The sequence below is a fragment of the Massilia sp. DWR3-1-1 genome (assembly GCF_049898325.1).
GTDB lineage: Bacteria > Pseudomonadota > Gammaproteobacteria > Burkholderiales > Burkholderiaceae_D > JAFCUW01.
On record NZ_JAFCXL010000013.1, the window covers coordinates 81,041 to 102,729 of the forward strand.

Here is a 21,689-nt window from a genome sequence, read left to right on the forward strand (position 1 = left end):
TTCATCCGGGCGGCGCAGCGCCTGCGTGCATCTAGATGTTCAGCTTTGGCAGGTAGCCGCCAGGAATGATGCCGAACACCGACAGCACGATCAGGATCAGCAAGATGATAAACAGGACGCGGACGATCTGGGCGACGGGCGAGGGCAGCGGCAACAGGCTGACCAGCCACCAGATGAGGCCGAATATGACCAAATAAATGATCAGGGTGATAAGTACGTTCATGGTTTCCTCTGCAGCGTTGGTGTGATGTTGTCGAATTGGACAGGCCCATCATGCCCCAGCTCGCTAGTTGTCACTGTTCGCTACAGCACATAATCGCCCCAAGGCATCCCGTTGCAAGCGCCGCGACCGCCATTCAGGCGCCGCAGTCGCACGGCACCCGGCGCACCGCCCGCGCGCGGCCGTGAAACTGGCGGCCGTACATGGTCTGGATGCCGCTGGAAAAATTTTGCCCCCACACCAGTTGCGAGCGCACCTCCGATTGTTCGGCCGACCAGTACCACACGCGCAGGAACATTTCTTTCAGGTTCGCGTGCAGGAGCGACAGCTCGCGCCGGTTGGGCAGGTCGCCGCCCGCGCCGAGGGCCCAGCTGCGCGCGGCCGACCAGGTGACGTCGTCGATGTCGCCTGCCAGCAAGATGAGATGGTGGTCGGGCGCACCGTTTTTACCCAGCAGGAGGCCGGCGTAGGTCTCGCCGTCCTGCAAAGCTTGTCTGATTGCGTGGTGGCTGCTCATGCGCGTCCTTCCAGCGGTGCCCGGGGAACAAGTCAGACAGTCGGGACTGTCCGAAGTTGCAATGTAGTGCGGCTGCTTTGCAGGGAGCTAATCTACATCAAACTTGTGGACGCACCGCTGCCTGGTCGACGTGTACGATAAAAAAAAGGCGCTTTCAGGGTAACGATGGGTGCGAAAAAAACCGTCGCGTGGACGGCCTCGCACGCGGGCGGGTGGCGGGCGCCGCCCCCGCGTATCAGTCAGCGTCGCGCTTGACCGCCTGCGCGCGTTGCACGGGTACCAGCGGACGGCGCCGGGCCAGCGCGGGAAACAGGATCAGGGAACGGGCGCCGCAGTCGGAGCACAGGATGCGCCGGCTGGTGAAAATCAGCCGCATCGCCGGCGAACGGGCAATCCGTCGCGTAAAATCCGAACCACAATCTGGGCAATACGCCATGCAAACCTCCGCTCATTTCTAGTTGGGCAACTATAGTCGAGAGCCATACTTGTAGTTTCTTTATTCTTGTAAGTTGTTTTCGGGTATTGCTGTGGTCCTCGTCCTACAGGGGAGAGCCGCAGGCTTTTTTAACTTGTTGCTATTCATCCTGAAGCGCCACCGTTCCATGCTGCGACTTGCGCTACTGTTCTTGATCCTGATCGTGTATGGCAGCCTGTACCCGTTTGACGCCTGGGCGCCGGCCAGGACGCCATGGTTCGGTTTCCTGCTGGCCTGGCCGGCGCGCACCACCGGCGCCGACCTGGTGCAAAACGTGCTGGCGTACGCGCCGTTGGGCTTGTTCCTGGCCTTGCACCGCTTGCGCTGTTCGGGCGACAGCGCGCGCGATGCGCTTGGGCGGGTGACGGCGGCCGGTTTGCTGCTGAGCTTCTTGTTGGAATCGCTGCAGCAGTGCGCACCGGCCCGCGTGGCCTCGCTGGCCGATATCGCCATGAACGGCCTGGGTGCGGCGGCCGGGGCGATGCTGGCGCTGCTGCTGGGGCGCGCCGGCGCCTGCCACGCGCTGCAGCGGTGGCGGACCAGGCACTGTCGCGTCGGCACCCTGCCCAATATCGGACTGGCCGCGGTGGCGCTGTGGGCGCTGGCGCAGACCAGTCCACTGGTGCCCGTGTTCGATCCGGGCGCCATTGGCCGTGCGCTGGCGCAGCTGGCCGCACAGTTGCGCTTTCCCCTGCGGCTGGGCGTGGGGCAGACGCTGGTGGCGGCGGCCGAGCTGATCGCACTGGGTTTACTGATGCGCACGCTGGCGCCGCCGCGCAATCGCCCGCCGTCCGATATCGCGTTCGCTTGCCTGCTGGCGGCCGTGTTCTGCGCCAAACTGGTGGTGTACGGGCGCCACCTGGCGCCGCAAGACCTGGTGGGTGCCGCGCTGGCGCTGGCGCTGCTGTTCCTGCTGCGGCCGATCACGCTACGCGCCGCCGCCATCGGTGGCAGCGCGGCGCTGCTGGCCGGCTTTGTGCTGGGCGAGCTGCTGCCTGGCCCGGGCCGCATGCTGCACGGGTTCAGCTGGGTGCCGCTGGCCGGCCAGATGCGCTCGCTGGCAGGACTGGAAAACATCCTCGAACTGTTCTGGCCGTTTTTTGCGCTCGCGTATTTCGCCCGCTGGCTGACCCCGCCCGAACACCGCACCCGCGCCCTGTGGCAGGGCGGCCTGCTGGTGCTGGCGCTGGTGTTTCAGCTCGAATGGATCCAGCAGGCGGTGCCGGGCCGGTTTGGCGATATCACCCAGGTTCTGCTGGCCGTGTGCGGCTGGCTGCTGCCGTGGAGTTTCAGGTCGGGCGACTTGCGCATCGCGCCCGCGGCGCACACCAATAGTCAAGCCCTGCGCGCCACGCAGGCCGCCGACGGCCTGCAACAATGATGCTTTCCGCATGCTAGTTACGCTAACTTCGTTGATTGTCGCCAATCTCGTAGGCCTGATCTGACGATCAGACGGTCTACTGTCCGGTTGGCGTATTTGCGCAGCTTGTTATTCTGGGTGTCCCGAGTCGCAAGGCTCGAGCATGACGCAATCATCCCGTGGCGCTGTCTTGAAAGATCTTGGGACAACGCCTTCAGGGATCGCCCGAACCCGGGCCAACCAACCAGGAGAAATCGCATGCGCACCAAGACCATCAGCTTGCTCGCCACCACCGTCGTTGCCGCCGCCTTGTCGGCCACGGCATTTGCCCAGACCACCAAGCAGCCGGCCACCGGCGCCGCCCCGCCCGACGCGGGCCTGGCGACACCGCAGACGGGCAGCACCGGCACCCCCACCACCACGGGCAGCCCCGGCGCCACCGACAACACGGGCACCACCGGCACCGGCATGACCGGTAACAGCACCAGCCAGGGCAGCACGGACGCGGCCGGCGCCACCACCGACCCGCACGCGCTCGACCGCGTGCACTCGGGCGACACCACCGGCACCACCGGCACCACCGGCACCAACAAGCGGGACGCCGGCAAGCACCAGAAAAAATCGGGCGCGGACGTCAAGGAGTAACAGCGTAAGGGCGTCGCTCCACAGCCACCACGGCCCGCCGAAACAGTGACGCCGTGGTGGTCGCCCGTCCCGGGAGCGCGTGCCCGCTTGCGGGATTTTTTGATGCAAGTCAAAGATTTTGCGGCCTCCCTTTCCTACACTTCGCCTGTCTGGACAAGGCTCACGTACGAGCAGTCCGCCAGTCGAAAGCTTGCATGTCCGCCTCTGTCAGTCCTCCTTGCACAGCATTGTCCGCCGATGCCCCCCTGTTCGACGCGCAGCTGCTGCGCAAAATGAGCCGCCCGGGACCGCGCTACACGTCCTACCCCACCGCCGACCGCTTCTCCGGGCAGTTCGGTTACCACGACTATCTCGCCGCCGTCGCCTCGCGCCGCACGCGGGGCTTTCCCAAGCCCGTCTCGCTGTACCTGCACATTCCGTTTTGCGACACCGTGTGCTACTACTGCGCCTGCAATAAAATCGTCACCCGCCGCCTCGACAAGGCCGCTGTCTACCTGAGCTACCTCAAGCGCGAGATTGCCATGCAGGCGGCGCTGTTCTCGGGCATGAACCAGCTACGCCAGCTGCACCTGGGGGGCGGCACTCCGACCTACCTGAACGACGCCCAGATGGACGAGCTGATGGCCCACCTGCGCCACCACTTCGAGTTCGCCGATGACGCCGACGGCGAGTTCGCCATCGAGGTCGACCCGCGCACGGTCACGCCCGAACGCATCGTGCGCCTGCGCCAGCAGGGCTTCAACCGCATCAGCCTGGGCGTGCAGGACTACGACGAGGCGGTCCAGCGCGCCGTCAACCGGGTGCAGCCGCAGTCCCAGACCCAGGCCATCATCGACGCCGCCCGCGCCTGCGGCTACCGCTCCATCAATATCGACCTGATCTACGGCCTGCCCGAGCAGAACCTGGCCACCATGGCGCAAACGCTCGACAAGGTGGTGCAGGCCAACCCCGACCGCATCGCCCTGTACCACTACGCCCACCTGCCGCACCTGTTCAAGCCGCAGCGGCGCATCGACACGGCGCGCCTGCCGGACGCCCAGACCAAGCTCGACATGCTGGGCCTGGCGATCGAACGCCTGGGCCAGGCCGGCTACGTATACATCGGCATGGACCATTTCGCCCGCCCCGACGACGAACTGGCGGTGGCCCAGCGCCAGGGCCGCCTGCACCGCAATTTCCAGGGCTATTCGACCCATCCCGACGCCGACCTGATCGCCTGCGGCGTGTCCGCCATCGGCGCCGTCGGCGCCACCTACAGCCAGAACGTCAAGACGCTCGAAGCGTATTACGAACGCATCGACAACAACGAGCTGCCCATCGAGCGCGGCGTGGCGCTGGGCATGGACGATCTGTTGCGCCGCTCGATCATCCAGATGCTCATGTGCCAGTTCGAGCTGTCGACCGAGGCGGTCGAGCAGGCTTTTCCCATCGACTTCGCCGACTATTTTGCGGCCGAGATGCCGCAGCTGCGCGCGCTCGAAGACGATGGCCTGGTCGAACTGAAGGCGGGCTGGATCAGCGTGACGGCGCGCGGACGCCTGTTGATCCGCAACGTCTGCATGGTGTTCGACGCCTACCTGGCCACGCCGGTCCCCTCCGCGATCCCGCGCTTTTCGCGCACCCTGTGAGGCGAACATGACGCTGCCGCTGCCGGCCCCGCTGTCAACGGCACTGGCGGCCGCGCTGCCCATGCTGCTGGTGGGGCTGGCCGGCAGCGTCCATTGCGTGGGCATGTGCGGCGGCATCGTCAGCGCGTTTTCGCTGGCGCCGGGGCGGCCGGTGCCGGTGGCGCTGGTGGCGGCGCGGCCGGCCGCCCGTGCCGCCGGCCTGGCGCCTGCCTTGCCGCGCGTGCTGGCCTACAACGCCGGCCGCCTGGCCAGCTACACGGCGGCCGGCGCCATCGCCGGCGGCGTCAGCGGCGGCGTGCGCCTGCTGGCCGGCTTCGCCGTCGTCGAAGCGGTGGCCCTGTGGCTGGTCGGCGCCATGCTGGTGGGGCTGGGCCTGTACCTGATGGATGCCTGGCGCGGTCTGGCCGTGCTCGAGCGCCTGGGCGGCCACCTGTGGCGCCGGCTGGAACCCTTGACGGCCGCGCTGCTGCCGCTCGACAGTCCCGCCAAGCTGTTCGCCGTGGGCGCCGTCTGGGGCTGGCTGCCGTGCGGGATGGTCTACAGCGCCTTGCTGGTGGCGCTGGTGAGCGGCTCGGCCCTGGCCGGCGCGCTGCTGATGCTGGCCTTCGGCCTGGGCACGCTGCCGCTGCTGCTGACCATCGGCGTGGCCGGCGCCCGCTGGCGCGCGGCGCTCAAGCGGCGCGCCGTGCGCGTCGCCGGTGGTGCCGTCGTGCTGGGCTTCGGCGTGGCCGGCCTGGTGCGCGCCGCTGCCGGCGCCGCCCCTGACTGGCTGCTGGCGCTGTGCCACACGCCCGCCGCGCTGGCGCTGCCATGAACGATCGCGCCGATCCCGCCCTGTTCGCGTGCTTTCACTGCGGCCTGCCGGCCGACGGCGCGGGCGGCGCTGGCACATGGCGCATCGCCTTCGACGGCGCCGAGCACCCCGTGTGCTGCCCCGGCTGCCAGGCGGTGGCACGCAGCATCATCGACAACGGCATGGGCGATTTTTACCGCCAGCGCAGCGGCTACTCGGTGCCGGCGCCGCTGCCACCGGCGCACCCGGCCCGCCCACCCCACGCGGCCCGGCCCGACGGCGGCGACGGCGAGCACGCCACCCTGTCGGTCGAAGCGATCCGCTGCGCCGCCTGCGGCTGGCTGATCGAACGCCAGCTGGCATCGCAGCCGGGCGTGCTCGACGTCGACCTGAACCTGGCCACCTGCCTGCTGCGGGTGCGCTGGGAGAGCGGCGCCAACGATCTCGACGGGGTCGTCGCCAGCCTGGCGGCGATCGGCTACCCGGCCTACCCGTATGACGCGGGGCGCCACGGCGCGCGCCTCGAACGCGAGCGCAAGCGCATGTTCAAGCGCCTGTTCGTGGCCGGCCTGGCGATGATGCAGGTGATGATGTACGCCTTCCCCGTCTATCTCGCCAGCGGCGGCGCCGACGGCGACATGGACGCCGACATGCGCGCCTTGCTGCAGTGGGCCTCGTTCTGCCTGACCTTGCCGGCGCTGCTGTACTCGGCCCAGCCGATCTGGCGTGGCGCCTGGCGCAGCCTGGGCGCGCGCGCGCCCGGCATGGATGTGCCGGTGGCGCTGGGCATCGGCGCCGCCTTCGCCGCCAGCACCGTGTCCCTGTTGCGGGGACACGGCGACGTGTATTTCGACGCCGTCACCATGTTCATTTTTCTGCTGCTGGGCAGCCAGTACCTGGAACTGCGCGCGCGCTGCGCGGCGGCGGCGCAGTTGCAGCGCCTGCACCAGGCGGCGCCGGCGACGGCGCTGCGGCTCGAGGGCTATCCGGCGCGGCGCGCGCCCGCCAGCGTCGCCGCGGCCGACCTGCGCGCCGGCGACTACGTACTGGTCGCGCCGGGCGAGGCGGCCGCCGCCGACGGCGTCATCGTCGAAGGCGCCAGCCACGTGGTGCTGGCCCTGCTGACGGGCGAAGCGCTGCCGCAGGCGGTGGCGGCGGGCGACGCCGTACCCGGCGGCGCCGTCAACAGCGGCCAGCCGATCGTGCTGCGCATCAGCCGGCCGGCCGGCCAGTCGACACTGGCGCGGCTGGCGGCGCTGGTTGAAGGGGCGGGGCAGGGCAAGCCGGCCATCGCCCTGTGGGCCGACCGGGTCGGCGCCTGGTTCGTCAGCGCGCTGCTGGTGCTGGCGCTGCTGACCTTCGCCGCCTGGTATCCGCTCAGCCCGGCGCGCGCCTGGCAGGTGGCGGTGGCGGTGCTGGTGGTGTCATGCCCGTGCGCGCTGTCGCTGGCGACGCCGGCGGCGCTGGCCGCCGCCACCGGCCGCCTGTTGCGCGACGGCGTGCTGGTGGTGCGCCCGCACGTGCTCGAAACGCTGGCGCGCGCCACCCACGTGGTGTTCGACAAGACCGGCACGCTCACCCACGGCGCGCCCGTGCTGGTGGCGCTGCGTGCGAGCGGCCCGCTCGACGGGCAGGCCTGCCTGGCGATTGCCGCCGCGCTCGAAGGGGCCAGCGCGCACCCGCTGGCGGCGGCGCTCAAGGATGCCGCCCCCGGCCCGGCGCTGCTGGCCCGGCAGCTCGTTCAGCACGCGGGCGCCGGCGTCGAAGGGGTCGTCGACGGCGTCGCCTACCGCCTCGGCAGCGCCGCCTTCGTCGGCGCACCCGCCGACAGCGTCGACGACGGCGCCACCAGCGTCTACCTGGCCAGGTCGGCCCAGCCGGCCTGCCTGCTGGCCCGCTTCAGCCTGCGCGACGGCCTGCGCGCCGATGCCGCCGCCACCGTGCGCGCGTTGCGCCAGCGGGGCGTGGCGGTGTCGATCCTGAGCGGCGACGCCGCCAGTGCCGTGCAGGCGGTCGCCCTTGCATTGGGCATCGACGACTGGCGCGCCAGCCTGCTGCCCGAACAGAAACTGGCGGCCGTGCGCGCGCTGCAGGCGGGCGGCGCCGTCGTCGCGATGGTGGGCGACGGCCTCAATGACGCCGCCGTGCTGGCCGCCGCCGACGTCTCCTTCGCCATGGGCAAGGGCAGCGACCTGGCCTGCCTGCACGCCGACTGCGTGCTCATGCGCGACAGCCTCGACAGCCTGCGCCTGTGCGCCGACAGCGCGCGCGCGACCATGCGGGTGATCCGCCAGAACCTGGCCTGGGCGATGCTCTACAACGCCTGCGCCATTCCCGCCGCCGCCGCCGGCCTGCTCTCGCCGTGGATGGCGGCGGCCGGCATGTCCTGCAGTTCGGCCCTGGTGGTGCTCAACGCACTGCGCCTGCGCCGGGGGCACTGATGGAGGCCTTGTATCTGCTGGTGCCGGTGAGCGTGATCCTGATCGGGCTGGCCCTGTGGATTTTCTTCGGCGCCGCCGACAGTGGCCAGTTCGACGACCTCGAAGGGCCGGCGCACCGCATCCTGCAGGACGAGGACGGCGCTGGGCACTGAGCGGCGGCAGCGGCTTATGCGGGCAGATTTTTTATGGTGCCACGCGTGCCACGGCGGCGCCGGCGCGGTAGTATGGACGTTCGCCCACCCCAGACCGTGAGGAAATCGATGTCCACCGGAACAGTCCAGCTGCAGCGCGTCCTGCGCGCCAAACCCGAGCGCGTCTACCGCGCCTTTCTCGACGCGGGCGCCATGGCCAAGTGGCTGCCGCCGTATGGCTTCACCTGCAAGGTCGACCACCTGGATGCGCGGGTCGGGGGCAGCTACAAGATGCTGTTCACCAATTTCACGACGGGCCACAGCCACTCTTTCGGTGGCGACTACCATCAACTGCTGCCGTCTGAACTGATTCATTACAGCGCCAGCTTCGACGATCCCGGTCTGCCGGGCGACATGCACACCACGGTCCGCTTGCGGCCCGTCCTGTGCGGTACCGAAATTTCCATTGAACAAACCGGCATCCCTGCCGTGATCCCGCTTGAAATGTGCTACCTGGGCTGGCAAGAGTCGCTGGCGCAGCTGGCCCACCTGGTCGAGCCGGAGATCGCCCAGTAACACGACACGGTTGCCGCTTGCCATGAAGGGAGCATCGACATGCGCAGCAAACTCAGTATGTGCCTGTGGTTCGACGGCGGCGCGCTGGACGCGGCGCGCTTTTATGCCGCCACGTTTCCCGACAGCGCCGTCAAGGCCATCCACCATGCACCGGCCGACTTCCCGTCGGGCAAGCAGGGCGATATTCTCACCGTCGAGTTCACGGTCATGGGCATCGACTGCGTGGGCCTGAACGGCGGACCCGCCTTCCGCCACAGCGAGGCATTCTCGTTCCAGGTGGCCACCGACGACCAGGCTGAAACGGACCGCTTGTGGCACGCCATTGTCGACAATGGCGGCCAGGAAAGCGCCTGCGGCTGGTGCAAGGACAGGTGGGGGCTGTCGTGGCAAATTACGCCGCGCGTGCTGATCGACGCCGTCACCGACCCCGACCCGGCGCGTGCCCGCCGCGCCTTCGAGGCGATGATGCAAATGCGCAAAATCGACATCGCCGCGATCGCGGCGGCGCGCGACGCCTGATTGCCTTTTATGGATGCTTTAATGGCATCAAACGGGGCAATTTTGATTCACATCAAAGATTTTTAAGGACCGCAAAATTACTCTGACGCCATCCCGCAAATTCCCGGAGAGCGCCAGTGAAACCGCAACACCTCGAAGAACACTATAACTACAAGGTGGTGCGCCAGTTCGCCATCGCTACCGTCGCCTGGGGCGTGATCGGCATGCTGGTCGGCGTCATTATTGCCGCCCAGCTGGCCTGGCCGGCGCTCAATTTCGACATCCCCTGGCTGACCTACGGCCGGCTGCGTCCCCTGCACACCAACGCCGTCATTTTTGCTTTTGGCGTGTGCGGCCTGTTTGCCACCTCGTATTACGTGGTGCAGCGCACCTGCCAGGTGCGGCTGTTCTCGGACCGGCTGGCCGCGTTCACCTTCTGGGGCTGGCAGGCAGTGCTGGTGTCGGCCGCCATCACCTTGCCGATGGGCTTTACGCGCGGCAAAGAGTACGCAGAACTCGAGTGGCCCATCACCATCCTGATCGCCGTCGTCTGGGTGGTGTACGCCGTGGTGTTCTTCGGCACCGTCATCAAGCGCAAGGTCAAGCACATCTACGTGGCCAACTGGTTTTTTGGCGCCTACATCATCGCCGTCGCCCTGTTGCACATCGTCAACGGCGCCAGCATGCCCGCCAGCCCCATGAAATCGTACTCGGCCTACGCCGGCGTGCAAGACGCCATGATCCAGTGGTGGTATGGCCACAACGCGGTCGGCTTCATCCTCACCGCCGGTTACCTGGGCATGGTGTATTACTTCATTCCCAAGCAGGCCGAACGGCCCGTGTATTCCTACCGCCTGTCGATCGTCCACTTCTGGGCGCTCATTTTCACCTACATGTGGGCGGGCCCGCACCATTTGCATTACACGGCGTTGCCGGACTGGACCCAGTCGATCGGCATGGTGTTTTCGCTGATCCTGCTGGCGCCGTCGTGGGGTGGGATGATCAACGGCATCATGACCCTGTCGGGCGCCTGGCATAAGCTGCGCACCGATCCGATCCTGAAATTCCTGATCGTCTCGCTGTCGTTCTACGGCATGGCCACCTTCGAAGGCCCGATGTTGTCGATCAAGACCATCAACTCGCTATCGCACTACACCGACTGGGGCATTGCCCACGTCCATGCGGGCGCCCTGGGCTGGGTGGGCTTCATCACCATGGGCTCGATCTATTACCTGTTGCCCCGCCTGGCCGGCAAGCAAGCGATGTGGAGCAGCCGCCTGATCGACCTGCATTTCTGGGTCGCCACCATCGGCATCGTGCTGTACATCGCGGCGATGTGGATTGCCGGTGTCATGCAGGGCATGATGTGGCGCGCCGTCAACCCAGACGGCACCCTGACCTACACCTTCGTCGAAGGCGTCAAGGCCACCTATCCCTACTATGTGATCCGTTTCGGCGGCGGCCTGCTGTACCTGTCGGGCATGCTGATGATGGCTTATAACACCTTCCAGACCCTGCGCAGCACCGTGTCGGTCGACCCGCGCATCCCTGGCAGCACCCCCAACAAACCTGTCGCAGGAGGCACCCGTGAAGTTTTCGCATGAATGGATTGAAAAAAATCCCTGGTTGCTGATCGGCCTCGTGCTGCTGGTGATCTCGTTTGGCGGGCTGGTGGAAATCGTTCCCCTGTTCTTTCAAAAATCGACCACCGAACAGGTGGCCGGGCTGACGCCGTACTCGCCGCTGCGGCTGATGGGACGCGACGTCTACATCCGCGAGGGCTGCTACAACTGCCACTCGCAGATGATCCGGCCGTTTCGCGCCGAGACGGAGCGCTATGGCCACTATTCGGTGGCCGGCGAGTTCGTCTACGACCGGCCGTTCCAGTGGGGCTCGAAGCGCACGGGGCCCGACCTGGCGCGCGTTGGCGGACGCTACAGCGACGAATGGCACCGCACCCACCTGAACAATCCGCGCGACCTGGTGCCGGAATCGAACATGCCGGGCTACCCGTGGCTGGCCGCCACCAAGCTCGACCCGGCCGACGTGACGGCGCGCATGCGCGCCCTCAAGCGCCTGTCGGTGCCGTACAGCGAGCAGGAGATTGCCGCCGCGCCCCAGGCAATCGCCAACAAGAGTGAAGAAGACGCGCTGGTGGCCTATCTGCAAGGCCTGGGCACCCTGATCAAGACGAGGAACTGACATGCTGATCCAACTGTTCGACCACGCCAGCAGCATCATGACGGTGCTGAGCTTCATCACCTTCATCGGCATCCTGGCGTGGACCTTCGTGCTGCGCCGCGCGGACGATTTCAATACCGCGGCGGCGCTGCCGTTCGCCGACGAGGACCGGGAGGAGCGCAATGTCTGAGTTTACCGATGGCTTCTGGGACTGGTACATCGCCCTGATCAGCCTGGCGGGGATCGCCGGCTGCGCTTTGCTGCTGTGGTCGCAATCGACGGTGCGCGTCAACGTGGGCGCCGACGGCAAGCCCGATCCCACCACGGGCCACGTGTGGGACGAGGATCTCACCGAGCTCAATACGCCGATGCCGCGCTGGTGGATGTGGCTGTTTTACATCACCATCGTGTTCGGCATCGTCTACCTGGTGCTGTACCCGGGCCTGGGCAGCTATGCAGGCAAACTCGGCTGGCGCTCGGCCGGTGCCTACGAGCAGGAAGTCAAGCGTGCCGATGCCGAATACGGCCCCGTGTTCGCCGCCTATGCCAGCAAGGAGGTGTCGCTGGTGGCCGCCGATCCCCAGGCCCGCGTGGTGGGCGAGCGCCTGTTTATGAATTACTGCGCCCAGTGCCACGCCGCCGATGCCCGCGGCAACAAGGGCTTTCCCGACCTGACCGACGGCGACTGGATCCACGGCGGCGACCCCGCCACCATCGAGCAGACCATCCTGCACGGACGCCACGGCCAGATGCCACCGATGGCGGCGGCGGTGGGCTCGGACCGTGACGTGGAAAACCTGGCCCACTACGTGCGCAGCCTGTCCGGTCTGCCCGTCGATCCCCTCAAGGCGGCCCAGGGCAAGAGCAAGTTTGTCGCCTGCATCGGCTGCCATGGCGCCGAGGGGCGCGGCAATCCCGCGCTGGGCGCGCCCAACCTGAGCGACAAGGTGTGGCTGCACGGCGGCGACCTCGCCACCATCATGGAAACCATCAACAAAGGCCGCGACAACCGCATGCCGGCGTTTGCCGAGATCCTCGGTGAACCGAAGGCGCACGTGCTGGCCGCCTACGTGTGGGGCTTGTCGAAACGCACGGTCGTCCCCGCGGCGGCGGTGCCGGCGCCGGCCCCGGCGGCAGCAGGCCAGCCATGAAGCAGATGGCGCCGTCCGGCGAAAAAGTGGTGCAGATGTATGCGCCGCGCGCCGCCATCTACCCCCGCGAGATCAGCGGCCGCTACGCCACCTTGCGCTGGTTGGCCGTGTGGGCGACCCAGCTGGTGTTCTACGGCCTGCCGTGGCTGCGCTGGAATGGCCGCCAGGCGGTGCTGTTCGACCTGGCCGAGCGCAAGTTCTACCTGTTCGGCCTGGTGCTGTGGCCGCAGGATTTCATTTACCTGGCGGCGCTGCTGATCGTCTGCGCCGTCGGCCTGTTCCTCGTCACCGCCGTCGCCGGCCGCGTCTGGTGTGGCTATGCCTGCCCGCAAACGGTGTACAGCTCGATGTTCATGTGGCTCGAGCGGCGCATCGAAGGCCCGCGCAGCACCCGCATCCGGCGCGACCGCCAGCCATGGAGCGTGGCCACGCTGGCCCGCAAGGTGGCCAAGCACGCCGCCTGGCTGCTGGTGGCCGGCTGGACCGGCATCAGCTTTGTCGGCTACTTCACCCCGCTCGACCAGTTGCTGGGCGGCCTGGCCAGCGCGACACTGGGACCCTGGCAGCTGTTCTGGGTGGGGTTTTATACGGCCGCCACCTACGGCAACGCCGGCTGGCTGCGCGAGCAGGTGTGCAAGTACATGTGCCCGTATGCACGCTTTCAAAGCGCCATGTTCGACCGCGATACCCTGATCGTCAGCTATGACGGCCAACGCGGCGAGCCGCGCGGGCCGATCGGCAAGGCCAGCGGCGACTGCATCGATTGCAGCCTGTGCGTGCAGGTGTGCCCGGCCGGCATCGACATCCGCAACGGCCTGCAGTACGAGTGCATCGGCTGCGCCGCCTGCGTCGATGCCTGCAACAGCGTGATGGACCGCATCGAGCGCCCCCGCGGCCTGGTGCGCTACGCCACCGACCGCGGCCTGGCTGCCCGCTGGGACAGCCGGCGCATGGCGGCGCGCGTGCTGCGCCCCCGCGTGCTGGTCTATTGCGGCCTGCTGCTGGCGCTGTGCGCGGCGCTGGCCACGGCGCTGACCGTGCGCACGCCCTTGAAACTCGATGTGCTGCGCGACCGCGGTGGCATGGGGCGGCTGGTCGGTGATGCGCTGGTGGAGAACGTCTACCGCCTGCAGATCATGAACACCGCCGAGCATCGCCACCAGTTCCTCATCGCCGTGCACGGCCTGGACGGCGTCAGCATCGACGGCGACCCGCGCCTGAGCGTGGAGGGCGCCAGCGCCCGCACCGTCGCCGTGCGCGTGCGCGCGCCCCGCGGCGCCGCCGGCTCGCACCCGATCCGCATCGAACTGCGCGCGACCGATGACGCCGCCGTGCAGGTGTCGGAGGCGGCCGTCTTCCTCATGCCGCGCTGAGACGCCGGCACGCACTATTATTTGTCAGGATTTCAATATGCCCACTACCGTTCGCCCATTTGCCGCCGCCGCCAACGACGAGGCGCCCTGGTACCGCCACCGCTGGCCGTGGCTGCTGATGATCGGCCCGGCCTGGGTGCTGGTGGCCGGCGCCGTCATGGGCTACCAGGCGGCCAGCCGGCCCGATGCCATGGTGGTCGACGATTATTATCGCCAGGGCAAGGCGATCAACCAGGATCTGCGGCGTGACCGGGCGGCGGCGGCGCGCGCCGTCGTGGTCGACCTCGAGTATGCGGCCGGCCAGGGCGGCGCCACCTTGCGCGGGGTGATCACGGCCGCCGGCACACCCTTGCCGGGCCTGCTGCACCTGCGGCTGGTCCATCCGACCCTGCCCGAAAAAGATATTGCCCTGACCGTGACGGCCGATGCGGCCGGCGCCTTCGCGGCGCCGCTGGCGCTGCTCGAGGCAACCCGCTGGCAGGTACAGCTCGAGGGCGGCGCGCGCGACTGGCGCTTGGCCCGTCAGTGGAGCCGGCCGGCGGCGTTTCCCCACCTGCGCGTCATCCCGACGCCGGCCGAGGCGGCGCCGCTGGACTGACCGGCCGCCTGGCTCAGGCCAGCGGGCTGCAGGCGGTGGTGCCGGCCGCCATCGCCTTCAGGCGCGCCGGGTCGATCAGGGTGATGCCGCGTTTCTCCACCGCCAGCAAACCCTGTTTTTTGAACCTGGCCAGCAGGCGGCTGATGCTTTCGATGGTCAGGCCCAGGTAATTGCCGATGTCTTCGCGCGACATGCGCAGCTGGAACTGGGTCGATGAATAACCGCGCACGGCATAGCGCGAGGCCAGGTTGACCAGGAACACGGCGAAGCGCTGCTCGGCGCGCATGTTGCCAAGTAACAGCATCACATTTTGCTCACGGGTGATTTCCTGGCTCATCATGCGGTGAAAGTGGCGCAACAGGTTGGGCACGTGGCCGAACAGGCCCTCCAGCGCGGGAAACGGGATTTCACACACTTCGCAGTCTTCCAGCGCCACGGCATCGCACAGGTAGCGCTCGCTGCTGATCGCTTCCATGCCCAGCAGTTCGCCGGCCATCTGAAAGCCTGTGATCTGCTGGTCGCCGGCGGCATCGACATGATAGGTCTTGAAGTGGCCGAAGCGGATCGCATACAAATTGCGAAACGGCTGGCCCATCTGGTACAGGCGCTCGTCGCGCGCCACCCGGCGGCGGCGGCCGATCACCTGGTCGAGGCGTTCCATGTCGCCTTCATCGAGGCCCATGGGCAAACACAGCTGGTGCATGCTGCAGCCGGCGCAACCGGCCTTGATGGCGTGCGTGGTCAGTGCTGGGGCGGCCGGGGCGGCGGGAGTGGCGGAGGGGTTCATGGGGACTCTGCTGGTTGTTGATTCAAAGGCAACGGCGCCCTGCGAAACGAGGAGCGGAGGTGCTCTATTATAAGGAGTGACAGGGCGTAGCGGCGATTTAGTGATTGTCGGCTGGTGCCGCCGCCGTCGCGGTGCCGGCGGTGCCGGCGGTGTCGTTGGGCTGGACGGCATCGGGCCAGCTGCGCACGCAGTTGCGGCCACTGCGTTTGGCGGCATACATGGCGTCGTCCGCCTTGCGTATCAATTGATCGGGCGTGATGCCGTCGCGTGGGAAAATGGCGACACCGACGCTCGCCGACAATTGTACCTGCCGGTTCTCCAGCGCGAACGGCGTGCGCGCCGCCAGCAGCAGGCGACCGATCAGCGAGTCGAGCAGCTTGTCGTCCTGCAGGTCGGGCAGCACGGCGACGAACTCGTCGCCGCCGAAGCGCGCCAGGGTGTCGGACTCGCGCAGGGCTTTTTGCAGGCGCTGTGCCATGGTCACCAGCAGATTGTCGCCGGCGACATGGCCGAAACGGTCGTTGACCTCCTTGAAACCGTCCAGATCGAGAAACGCCAGCGCCACCTGGCGGCCGGCGCCGCGCGCGCGGCCCAGGGCGCGCGTGAGGCGCTGCTGCAACAGCAGACGGTTGGGCAGGCCCGTGAGGGCGTCGAAATTGCTTTGCTGCTCGAGCAGGCGGCGCTCTTCGGTGGCGCTGGTGATGTCGGCGAACACGGCAATGTAGTGATGGGGCTGGCCGGCACTGTCGGGCACCGTGGCAATGGTGATGCGCTCGGCGAAATCGCTGCCATCCTTGCGCCGGTTCCACGCTTCGCCCTGCCAGTGGCCGTCGCGCACGATCGCGTCCCACATGGCGCGATAGAACTGCGGCCCCTGGCGGCCCGATTTGAGCAGGCGCGGGTTGCGGCCTACCACTTCATCGGCGCGGTAACCGGTGATGGTGGTAAACGCCTGGTTGACGGCCAGAATATTGCCATCGAGGCTGGTAATCATGATGCCGTCGCGGCTGTGATAAAACACCGAGGCGGCAAGGTCTGGCGGGCAATCGCAGCCTGGCGCGTGGCGTATGGGATGGGACATGACCAACCGCTTCGACCGTTAATGGTGAAAAAGGCAATGATAGCAAGTGCCAATGGCGGCGTCGAGGCAGGGTGGGGCGGGCGCTGAATTAGTTGTGGGTTCTTTGATTTACATCAAATCGACTGTTACGGCTCATCGACGTTAACTCATCGGCGTCAACTTATCTGCGTCAACTCATCAGCGTCGGTTCATCAGTGTCGCTTCATCAGCGTCGGTTCATCGGTGTCGCTTCATCAGCGTCAACTCGCCTGCGTCAACCGGACGGCGTCAACGCAACGGCGTCAAATCCCTTGCCAGCCGATGGGCGCCACGCCTGCGTGACGCCCCCGCTCAGCGTTGCAGCACGTACTCGCCGGGCGCATCGCCCAGGCTGGCCAGGCCGGCCGGTGCGCTGGCCTCGACCATCGGGCCCGCATGCGTGGCCAGCCATGCTGCCCAGGCGGGCCACCAGCTGCCCTCGTGCGTTGCGGTATCGGCCAGCCAGCGGTCCGGATCGACATACGGTGCATCGCTCGCTTGCACCCGCATCTGGTAACTGCGGCCGGCACTGCCGGGCGGCGCCACGATGCCCGCATTGTGGCCGCCCGAGGTCAGCAGGAAGCTCACTTCGGTGTCGGCCAGCAGGGAAATCTTGTGGACCGACCGCCACGGCGCCACGTGATCGGTGACGGTGCCGACGGCAAAGATGGGGAGGTGGATGTCGGCCAGGGCCAGCGCGCGGCCGTCGACGACGTAGCGCCCGGTGGCCAGTTCGTTGCGAAGAAATAAGTGGCGCAGGTAGTCGGAGTGCATGCGGCAAGGCATGCGGGTGGTGTCCGCGTTCCAGGCGGAGAGGGCATCGACGCGCTCGGGCAGTCCCAGCAGGTAGTGGCGCAGCCGGTACGACCAGATCAGGTCGTTCGAGCGCAGCAGCTGGAAGGCGCCGGCCATCTGCCGCGTGTCGAGGTAGCCGTCGCGCCACATGGCCGCTTCGAGAAAACTGACCTGGCTCTCGTCGATGAACAGCGACAGCTCGCCCGGATCGGTGAAATCGACCTGGGCGGCCAGCAGGGTGACGCTGGCCAGGCGACGGTCGCGCGCGCTTGCCATGGCGGCGGCGGCAATGGCGAGCAGGGTGCCGCCCAGGCAATAGCCGCAGGCATTGACGGGCACGCCCGGGTGCAGCCGCCCGATGGCGTTGAGCGCTTCCATGATGCCCAGCCGGCGGTAGTCGTCGAGCGAGAGGTCGCGCTCGGCCGCGGCGGGATTGCGCCACGAGATCATGTAGACGCAGTGGCCCTGTTCGACCAGGTAGGCCACCAGTGACTGCCGGGGTGCCAGGTCGAGGATATAGAACTTCATGATCCAGGCGGGGATGATGAGCAGGGGTCGTTCGTGGACCTGGGGCGTGGCGCTGTCGTAGCGCAGCAGCTCGATCAGGTGGTTGCGCAGCACCACCTTGCCGGGGGTGACGGCCAGCTCGCGGCCCGGCCGCAGCGGCAAGGGATGGGGCTGGCGCAGCAACTCGCGCCAGCCGTCGCCCGCCGCGCGCGCCGCGCCGGCGGCCAGGTTGGCGCCCGCCGAGGCGAGGGTGGCCTGGCCCACTTCCGGATTGGTCCAGACAAAGTTCGACGGCGCCGCCCAATCGAGCAACTGGCGGGCGACGAAGGTGACGACGTCGGCATGATGGGGCGCCACCCCGCGCACATCGCTGGTGGCGCGGTGCCACCATTGTTGCTGCAGCAGGAAGCCCTGGCTGATCACATTGTAGGGCCAGTACTGCCAGGCGGGGCTGTCGAAGCGGCGGTCCTGCGCCAGCGGCGCCAGCGGCGCGGCGGCGCCGCCCAGGGCAGCCTGCCAGGCGTAGCTGGTCCAGCGCCAGAGGCTGGCGCCGGCCTGCTCGAGCAGGTCGCGCTGCTTGTCGGGCGAGAGCAGCAGGTGGCCGGCCCAGTCGTGCCAGGCCAGTTGCAGCGCCATGGGCGAGACGAAGCCCGTCAGGCGCGCCAGCGCGGCGTTGAAGGCCAGGTCGACGCCGTCGTGCCGCATGCGGGTTTCCGGGTGCACGCGCCAACTGCCTTGCCAGGCGCTGCCCTGGCGCTCGGCGCCGGCGGCTGGCACCGGCACGGGTGTGGGGACGAGGCGCAGTTGCTGGTCGCGCGGGTCGGCTGAGCGCATCGACATCCTCCTGCTTGGGCTATGACGATCATGGTGCCAGAGCCGGACTGTCGCGCCGGTGGAGGTACATCAACTGTGCGCGAGAAAATGCACGAGGAGGGGACGGGCCGTTTTGCGTAATCGCAATTAGTTTCTTAGAACCTATCTCGGTAGGTAGGAGGAAGCGGATTGCGATGCATGGCAGCCGAGGGCAAGGCGCGAGGATGACGCATGGCGAGCCATGCGAAGACGAGCAACGCCGCCATCGGTTGCCAGGCGCGCAAGCAGCGACTCCGACCTACCGGGATAGGTTCTTAGTGAATTTGATGTCCCTCAAGGGTTTGATCACGTCCGCTGCGGTACTCTGGGGGCTTCATTGGCCGGCAGGGACCGTCATGAGCATTCGCAACCTTGATCATCTGATGCGCCCCGCCTCCGTGGCCGTGATCGGCGCCTCCGACCGGGCCGGCAGCGTCGGTGCCACGGTCTGGGCCAACCTGCGCGGGGGCGGTTTCGCCGGTCCCGTGTGGCCCGTCAACCGGCGCCACGACCGGGTCGGCGGGCAGCCGGCGTTTGCCCGCGTGGCCGACTTGCCCGCGGTGCCGGAACTGGCGCTCATTTGCACCCCGGCCGCCAGCGTGCCCGGCCTGATCGCCGAACTGGGCGCGGCCGGTTGCCGCGCCGCCGTGGTGCTCAGCAATGGCCTCGACGCCGCCGGCGCCGACGGCGCCCCCTTGCGCGCGGCCATGCTGGCCGCCGCCCGGCCCTACCTGCTGCGCATCCTCGGCCCCAATTGCGTGGGCCTGCTGGTGCCGTCGATCGGCCTGAACGCCAGCTTCGCTCCCGCCGCCGCGCTGCCAGGGCGGCTCGCCTTCGTCGCCCAGTCGGGCGCGCTCGTCACCGCCGTGCTCGACTGGGCGGGCGAACGGCGCATCGGTTTTTCGTGTTTCATCTCGATCGGTGACGGCAGCGACATCGACTTCGGCGACCTGCTCGACTACCTGGCCGCCGATCCGCAGACCGACGCCATCCTGCTGTACGCCGAAAGCGTGCGCCAGGCGCGCAAGTTCATGTCGGCCGCGCGCGGCGCCGCCCGCGCCAAGCCGACCCTCATCGTCAAGGCCGGCCGCAGCCGTGAAGCGGCGCGCGCCGCCTTCAGCCACACGGGCGCGCTGGCCGGCGCCGACCTGGTGGTCGACGCCGCGCTGCGCCGGGCCGGCATGCTGCGCGTGCACACCACCGCCGAGCTGTTCGACGCCGTCACCCTGCTCGGCCACCGCGCGCGCGCGCGTGGCCCGCGCCTGGCCATTCTGACCAACGGCGGCGGGCCCGGCGTGATGGCCACCGACGCGCTGGGCGCCGGCGGCGGCACGCTGGCCGAACTGGCGCCGGCCACCATCGCGCAACTGGGCGCGTTGCTGCCGGCGAGCTGGTCGGGCGCCAATCCCGTCGACATCATCGGCGACGCCCCCGTCGATCGTTACGTGGCGGCGCTGCGCATCCTGCTGGCCGCTGCCGAGGTCGACGCCGTGCTGCTCATCCATGCCCCCACCGCCATCGTCGGCAGCGCCGCCATCGCCGCCGCGGTGCTGCCCTTGATCACCGAGGGCGCGCGCGCCGTCTACTGCTGCTGGATGGGCGGCGCCAGCGTGGCGGCGGCGCGCGCCCTGTTCGACGAGGCGGGCGTGGCCTGGTTCGACACGCCCGAGGCGGCCGTCAGCGGCCATCTGCAACTGAGCAACTATCGCAGCTGCCAGGCCCTGTTGATGCAGGTGCCCGCCGCCAGCGAGCTGCCGGCGCCGGACCGCGATGCCGCCAGGGCGCTGGTGGCGGCGCTGCCGCCCGGCGCCGTCGGCGACGCCGACACCAAGGCGCTGCTGGCCCTGTACGGTATCGCCGTCGCCACCACCCGCGTCGTCACAGACACGCCCTCGGCGCTGGTAGCGGCGCGCGCGATCGGCTACCCGGTCGCGCTCAAGCTGGTCTCGCCCGACGTCACCCACAAGTCCGACGTGGGCGGGGTCGCCCTCAACCTCGCCAGTGACGCCGCCGTCGGCGCCGCCCTCGACGCCATGGCGGCCAGGCTGCGCCAGCTGCGCCCGCAGGCGCGCATCAGCGGCTACGCGGTGCAGGCGATGGTGCGGCGGGGCGACGCCATCGAACTGATCGCCGGCATCGGCAATGATCCCGTGTTCGGGCCGGTGGTGCTGTTTGGCCAGGGCGGGGTGGCGGTGGAGGCCACCGCCGACCAGAGCGTGGGCTTGCCGCCGCTGAACCGGGTGCTCGCTGCCGACCTGATCAGCCGCACCCGCGTGGCGCGCCTGCTGGCCGGGTTTCGCCATCGCCCGCCGGCCGACCTCGACGCCATCGCCGACGTCCTGATCGGGCTGGGCCAGATGGCCGCCGACCTGCCAGCGCTCGTCGAGCTCGACATCAACCCCCTGCTGGCCGATGCCGACGGCGTCATCGCGCTCGACGCCCGCATGCGCCTGTCGCCGGTGGCGGCCGGTACCGACGCCTTGACCCGGCTGGCCATCCTGCCGTATCCGCGCCAGCTCGAGCGCCATGTCGACAGTGCTGCGGGCCCCCTGTGCCTGCGCCCCATCCGCCCCGAGGACGCGCCGGCCCACGTGGCGTTTTTCGGACACCTGAGCGCTCAGGACATCCACATGCGCATGTTCGGCGCGGTGGCCGCGCTGTCGCCGGCCCAGCTGGCGCGCTTTACCCAGATCGACTACGCCCGCGAAATGGCCTTCATCGCCACCCGAGAACGGGCCGGCGGCGGCAGCGAAACCATCGGCGTGGCCCGGGTTGCGGTCGACCCCGACAACATCAGCGGCGAGTTCGCCATTGTCGTGCGCAGCGACCTCAAGGGGTGCGGCCTGGGTGGCCTGCTGTTCGACTGCCTGCTCGACTACTGCCGCCAGCGTGGCCTGCAGTTGCTCAAGGGGCTGACCCTGGTCGACAACGCCGCCATGCAGGCACTGGCCCGGAGCAGGGGCTTCATGGTGGTGCCGTGCGGCGACGGCATGGTGGAGATGAGCTTGCCACTAGGCGCGCTGGTGCCTGGCTAAAGCGGCCGACCAGGGCGTCGCCACGGA

At 68.3% G+C, this 21,689-nt stretch carries 21 protein-coding genes; 15 read left to right on the forward strand and 6 right to left on the reverse strand.

Going from position 1 to position 21,689, the window contains the following annotated elements:
- Positions 1-31: 31 nt before the first annotated feature.
- From ACP7EY_RS15120 to ACP7EY_RS15130, 3 genes are all read right to left on the reverse strand, one after another.
- The gene (locus ACP7EY_RS15120) at positions 32-223 is read right to left on the reverse strand and encodes a Thivi_2564 family membrane protein (RefSeq protein WP_426194964.1); all 192 of its coding nucleotides are present in this window, start codon (positions 221-223) and stop codon (positions 32-34) included.
- Between the two features lie 133 nt (positions 224-356).
- Positions 357-737, reverse strand: a complete 381-nt coding sequence (locus ACP7EY_RS15125; protein ID WP_426194966.1) for a DUF1566 domain-containing protein — start codon at positions 735-737, stop codon at positions 357-359.
- A 235-nt stretch (positions 738-972) separates the two neighbouring features.
- Positions 973-1,173: a hypothetical protein gene (locus tag ACP7EY_RS15130; RefSeq protein ID WP_426194968.1), complete on the reverse strand. Its 201-nt coding sequence runs from the start codon at positions 1,171-1,173 to the stop codon at positions 973-975.
- Between the two features lie 133 nt (positions 1,174-1,306).
- On the opposite strand from ACP7EY_RS15130, the gene ACP7EY_RS15135 reads away from it, so the two are divergent.
- The 14 genes from ACP7EY_RS15135 to ACP7EY_RS15200 all read left to right on the forward strand — a co-directional run bounded on the left by ACP7EY_RS15135 (position 1,307) and on the right by ACP7EY_RS15200 (position 14,587).
- Entirely contained in the window at positions 1,307-2,593 is a 1,287-nt protein-coding gene (locus tag ACP7EY_RS15135; RefSeq protein WP_426194970.1) for a VanZ family protein, read from the forward strand.
- A 237-nt stretch (positions 2,594-2,830) separates the two neighbouring features.
- Positions 2,831-3,217 carry a hypothetical protein gene (locus ACP7EY_RS15140; protein WP_426194972.1) on the forward strand — a complete coding sequence of 129 codons (387 nt, stop codon included), beginning with the start codon at positions 2,831-2,833 and terminating at the stop codon, positions 3,215-3,217.
- Positions 3,218-3,411: 194 nt separating this feature from the next.
- Positions 3,412-4,845, forward strand: coding sequence for an oxygen-independent coproporphyrinogen III oxidase (hemN, locus tag ACP7EY_RS15145; RefSeq protein WP_426194974.1), 1,434 nt, complete (start codon positions 3,412-3,414; stop codon positions 4,843-4,845).
- 7 nt (positions 4,846-4,852) lie between these two features.
- Positions 4,853-5,659 (forward strand): sulfite exporter TauE/SafE family protein, encoded by an 807-nt coding sequence (locus ACP7EY_RS15150; protein ID WP_426194976.1) that lies wholly within the window; start codon positions 4,853-4,855, stop codon positions 5,657-5,659.
- Positions 5,656-8,079 carry a heavy metal translocating P-type ATPase gene (locus ACP7EY_RS15155; protein ID WP_426194978.1) on the forward strand — a complete coding sequence of 808 codons (2,424 nt, stop codon included), beginning with the start codon at positions 5,656-5,658 and terminating at the stop codon, positions 8,077-8,079. The genes ACP7EY_RS15150 and ACP7EY_RS15155 overlap by 4 nt, the downstream gene beginning before the upstream one ends.
- A complete protein-coding gene (gene ccoS / locus ACP7EY_RS15160; RefSeq protein ID WP_426194980.1) occupies positions 8,079-8,231 on the forward strand; it encodes a cbb3-type cytochrome oxidase assembly protein CcoS in 153 nt (50 codons plus the stop codon). The genes ACP7EY_RS15155 and ccoS overlap by 1 nt, the downstream gene beginning before the upstream one ends.
- A 108-nt stretch (positions 8,232-8,339) precedes the next feature.
- The gene (locus ACP7EY_RS15165; protein WP_426194982.1) at positions 8,340-8,786 is read left to right on the forward strand and encodes an SRPBCC family protein; all 447 of its coding nucleotides are present in this window, start codon (positions 8,340-8,342) and stop codon (positions 8,784-8,786) included.
- Between the two features lie 39 nt (positions 8,787-8,825).
- A complete protein-coding gene (locus tag ACP7EY_RS15170; protein WP_426194984.1) occupies positions 8,826-9,305 on the forward strand; it encodes a VOC family protein in 480 nt (159 codons plus the stop codon).
- A 116-nt stretch (positions 9,306-9,421) separates the two neighbouring features.
- The gene (gene ccoN / locus ACP7EY_RS15175; RefSeq protein ID WP_426194985.1) at positions 9,422-10,888 is read left to right on the forward strand and encodes a cytochrome-c oxidase, cbb3-type subunit I; all 1,467 of its coding nucleotides are present in this window, start codon (positions 9,422-9,424) and stop codon (positions 10,886-10,888) included.
- The gene (gene ccoO / locus ACP7EY_RS15180; protein ID WP_426194987.1) at positions 10,872-11,486 is read left to right on the forward strand and encodes a cytochrome-c oxidase, cbb3-type subunit II; all 615 of its coding nucleotides are present in this window, start codon (positions 10,872-10,874) and stop codon (positions 11,484-11,486) included. The genes ccoN and ccoO overlap by 17 nt, the downstream gene beginning before the upstream one ends.
- Position 11,487: 1 nt before the next feature.
- On the forward strand, positions 11,488-11,655 hold the full coding sequence (locus tag ACP7EY_RS15185; RefSeq protein WP_426194989.1) for a cbb3-type cytochrome oxidase subunit 3: 168 nt from the start codon (positions 11,488-11,490) through the stop codon (positions 11,653-11,655).
- Complete coding sequence (ccoP, locus tag ACP7EY_RS15190; protein ID WP_426194990.1) at positions 11,648-12,616, forward strand: cytochrome-c oxidase, cbb3-type subunit III; 969 nt, start codon at positions 11,648-11,650, stop codon at positions 12,614-12,616. The genes ACP7EY_RS15185 and ccoP overlap by 8 nt, the downstream gene beginning before the upstream one ends.
- 5 nt (positions 12,617-12,621) lie before the next feature.
- A complete protein-coding gene (gene ccoG, locus ACP7EY_RS15195) occupies positions 12,622-13,989 on the forward strand; it encodes a cytochrome c oxidase accessory protein CcoG (protein ID WP_426195103.1) in 1,368 nt (455 codons plus the stop codon).
- 37 nt (positions 13,990-14,026) lie between these two features.
- Positions 14,027-14,587, forward strand: a complete 561-nt coding sequence (locus tag ACP7EY_RS15200) for a FixH family protein (protein WP_426194992.1) — start codon at positions 14,027-14,029, stop codon at positions 14,585-14,587.
- 13 nt (positions 14,588-14,600) lie between these two features.
- Here ACP7EY_RS15200 and fnr read toward each other — a convergent pair whose 3' ends face one another.
- The 3 genes from fnr to ACP7EY_RS15215 form a co-directional block, all read right to left on the reverse strand.
- A complete protein-coding gene (gene fnr, locus ACP7EY_RS15205; protein ID WP_426194994.1) occupies positions 14,601-15,374 on the reverse strand; it encodes a fumarate/nitrate reduction transcriptional regulator Fnr in 774 nt (257 codons plus the stop codon).
- Between the two features lie 97 nt (positions 15,375-15,471).
- On the reverse strand, positions 15,472-16,455 hold the full coding sequence (locus tag ACP7EY_RS15210) for a diguanylate cyclase domain-containing protein (protein WP_426194996.1): 984 nt from the start codon (positions 16,453-16,455) through the stop codon (positions 15,472-15,474).
- 330 nt (positions 16,456-16,785) lie between these two features.
- Positions 16,786-18,609, reverse strand: a complete 1,824-nt coding sequence (locus tag ACP7EY_RS15215) for a PHA/PHB synthase family protein (protein WP_426194998.1) — start codon at positions 18,607-18,609, stop codon at positions 16,786-16,788.
- 374 nt (positions 18,610-18,983) lie between these two features.
- Here ACP7EY_RS15215 and ACP7EY_RS15220 point away from each other — a divergent pair, with 374 nt between their 5' ends.
- Positions 18,984-21,662 carry a GNAT family N-acetyltransferase gene (locus ACP7EY_RS15220; protein WP_426195000.1) on the forward strand — a complete coding sequence of 893 codons (2,679 nt, stop codon included), beginning with the start codon at positions 18,984-18,986 and terminating at the stop codon, positions 21,660-21,662.
- Positions 21,663-21,689: the final 27 nt, after the last annotated feature.

Coding starts and splice junctions, on each gene's coding strand:
- ACP7EY_RS15120 (WP_426194964.1), bottom strand. CDS start 223: ATGAACGTACTTATCACCCTGATCATTTATTTGGTCATATTCGGCCTC.
- ACP7EY_RS15125 (WP_426194966.1), bottom strand. CDS start 737: ATGAGCAGCCACCACGCAATCAGACAAGCTTTGCAGGACGGCGAGACC.
- ACP7EY_RS15130 (WP_426194968.1), bottom strand. CDS start 1,173: ATGGCGTATTGCCCAGATTGTGGTTCGGATTTTACGCGACGGATTGCC.
- ACP7EY_RS15140 (WP_426194972.1), top strand. CDS start 2,831: ATGCGCACCAAGACCATCAGCTTGCTCGCCACCACCGTCGTTGCCGCC.
- hemN (WP_426194974.1), top strand. CDS start 3,412: ATGTCCGCCTCTGTCAGTCCTCCTTGCACAGCATTGTCCGCCGATGCC.
- ACP7EY_RS15150 (WP_426194976.1), top strand. CDS start 4,853: ATGACGCTGCCGCTGCCGGCCCCGCTGTCAACGGCACTGGCGGCCGCG.
- ACP7EY_RS15155 (WP_426194978.1), top strand. CDS start 5,656: ATGAACGATCGCGCCGATCCCGCCCTGTTCGCGTGCTTTCACTGCGGC.
- ccoS (WP_426194980.1), top strand. CDS start 8,079: ATGGAGGCCTTGTATCTGCTGGTGCCGGTGAGCGTGATCCTGATCGGG.
- ACP7EY_RS15165 (WP_426194982.1), top strand. CDS start 8,340: ATGTCCACCGGAACAGTCCAGCTGCAGCGCGTCCTGCGCGCCAAACCC.
- ACP7EY_RS15170 (WP_426194984.1), top strand. CDS start 8,826: ATGCGCAGCAAACTCAGTATGTGCCTGTGGTTCGACGGCGGCGCGCTG.
- ACP7EY_RS15185 (WP_426194989.1), top strand. CDS start 11,488: ATGCTGATCCAACTGTTCGACCACGCCAGCAGCATCATGACGGTGCTG.
- ccoP (WP_426194990.1), top strand. CDS start 11,648: ATGTCTGAGTTTACCGATGGCTTCTGGGACTGGTACATCGCCCTGATC.
- ccoG (WP_426195103.1), top strand. CDS start 12,622: ATGGCGCCGTCCGGCGAAAAAGTGGTGCAGATGTATGCGCCGCGCGCC.
- ACP7EY_RS15200 (WP_426194992.1), top strand. CDS start 14,027: ATGCCCACTACCGTTCGCCCATTTGCCGCCGCCGCCAACGACGAGGCG.
- fnr (WP_426194994.1), bottom strand. CDS start 15,374: ATGAACCCCTCCGCCACTCCCGCCGCCCCGGCCGCCCCAGCACTGACC.
- ACP7EY_RS15210 (WP_426194996.1), bottom strand. CDS start 16,455: ATGTCCCATCCCATACGCCACGCGCCAGGCTGCGATTGCCCGCCAGAC.
- ACP7EY_RS15215 (WP_426194998.1), bottom strand. CDS start 18,609: ATGCGCTCAGCCGACCCGCGCGACCAGCAACTGCGCCTCGTCCCCACA.
- ACP7EY_RS15220 (WP_426195000.1), top strand. CDS start 18,984: ATGAGCATTCGCAACCTTGATCATCTGATGCGCCCCGCCTCCGTGGCC.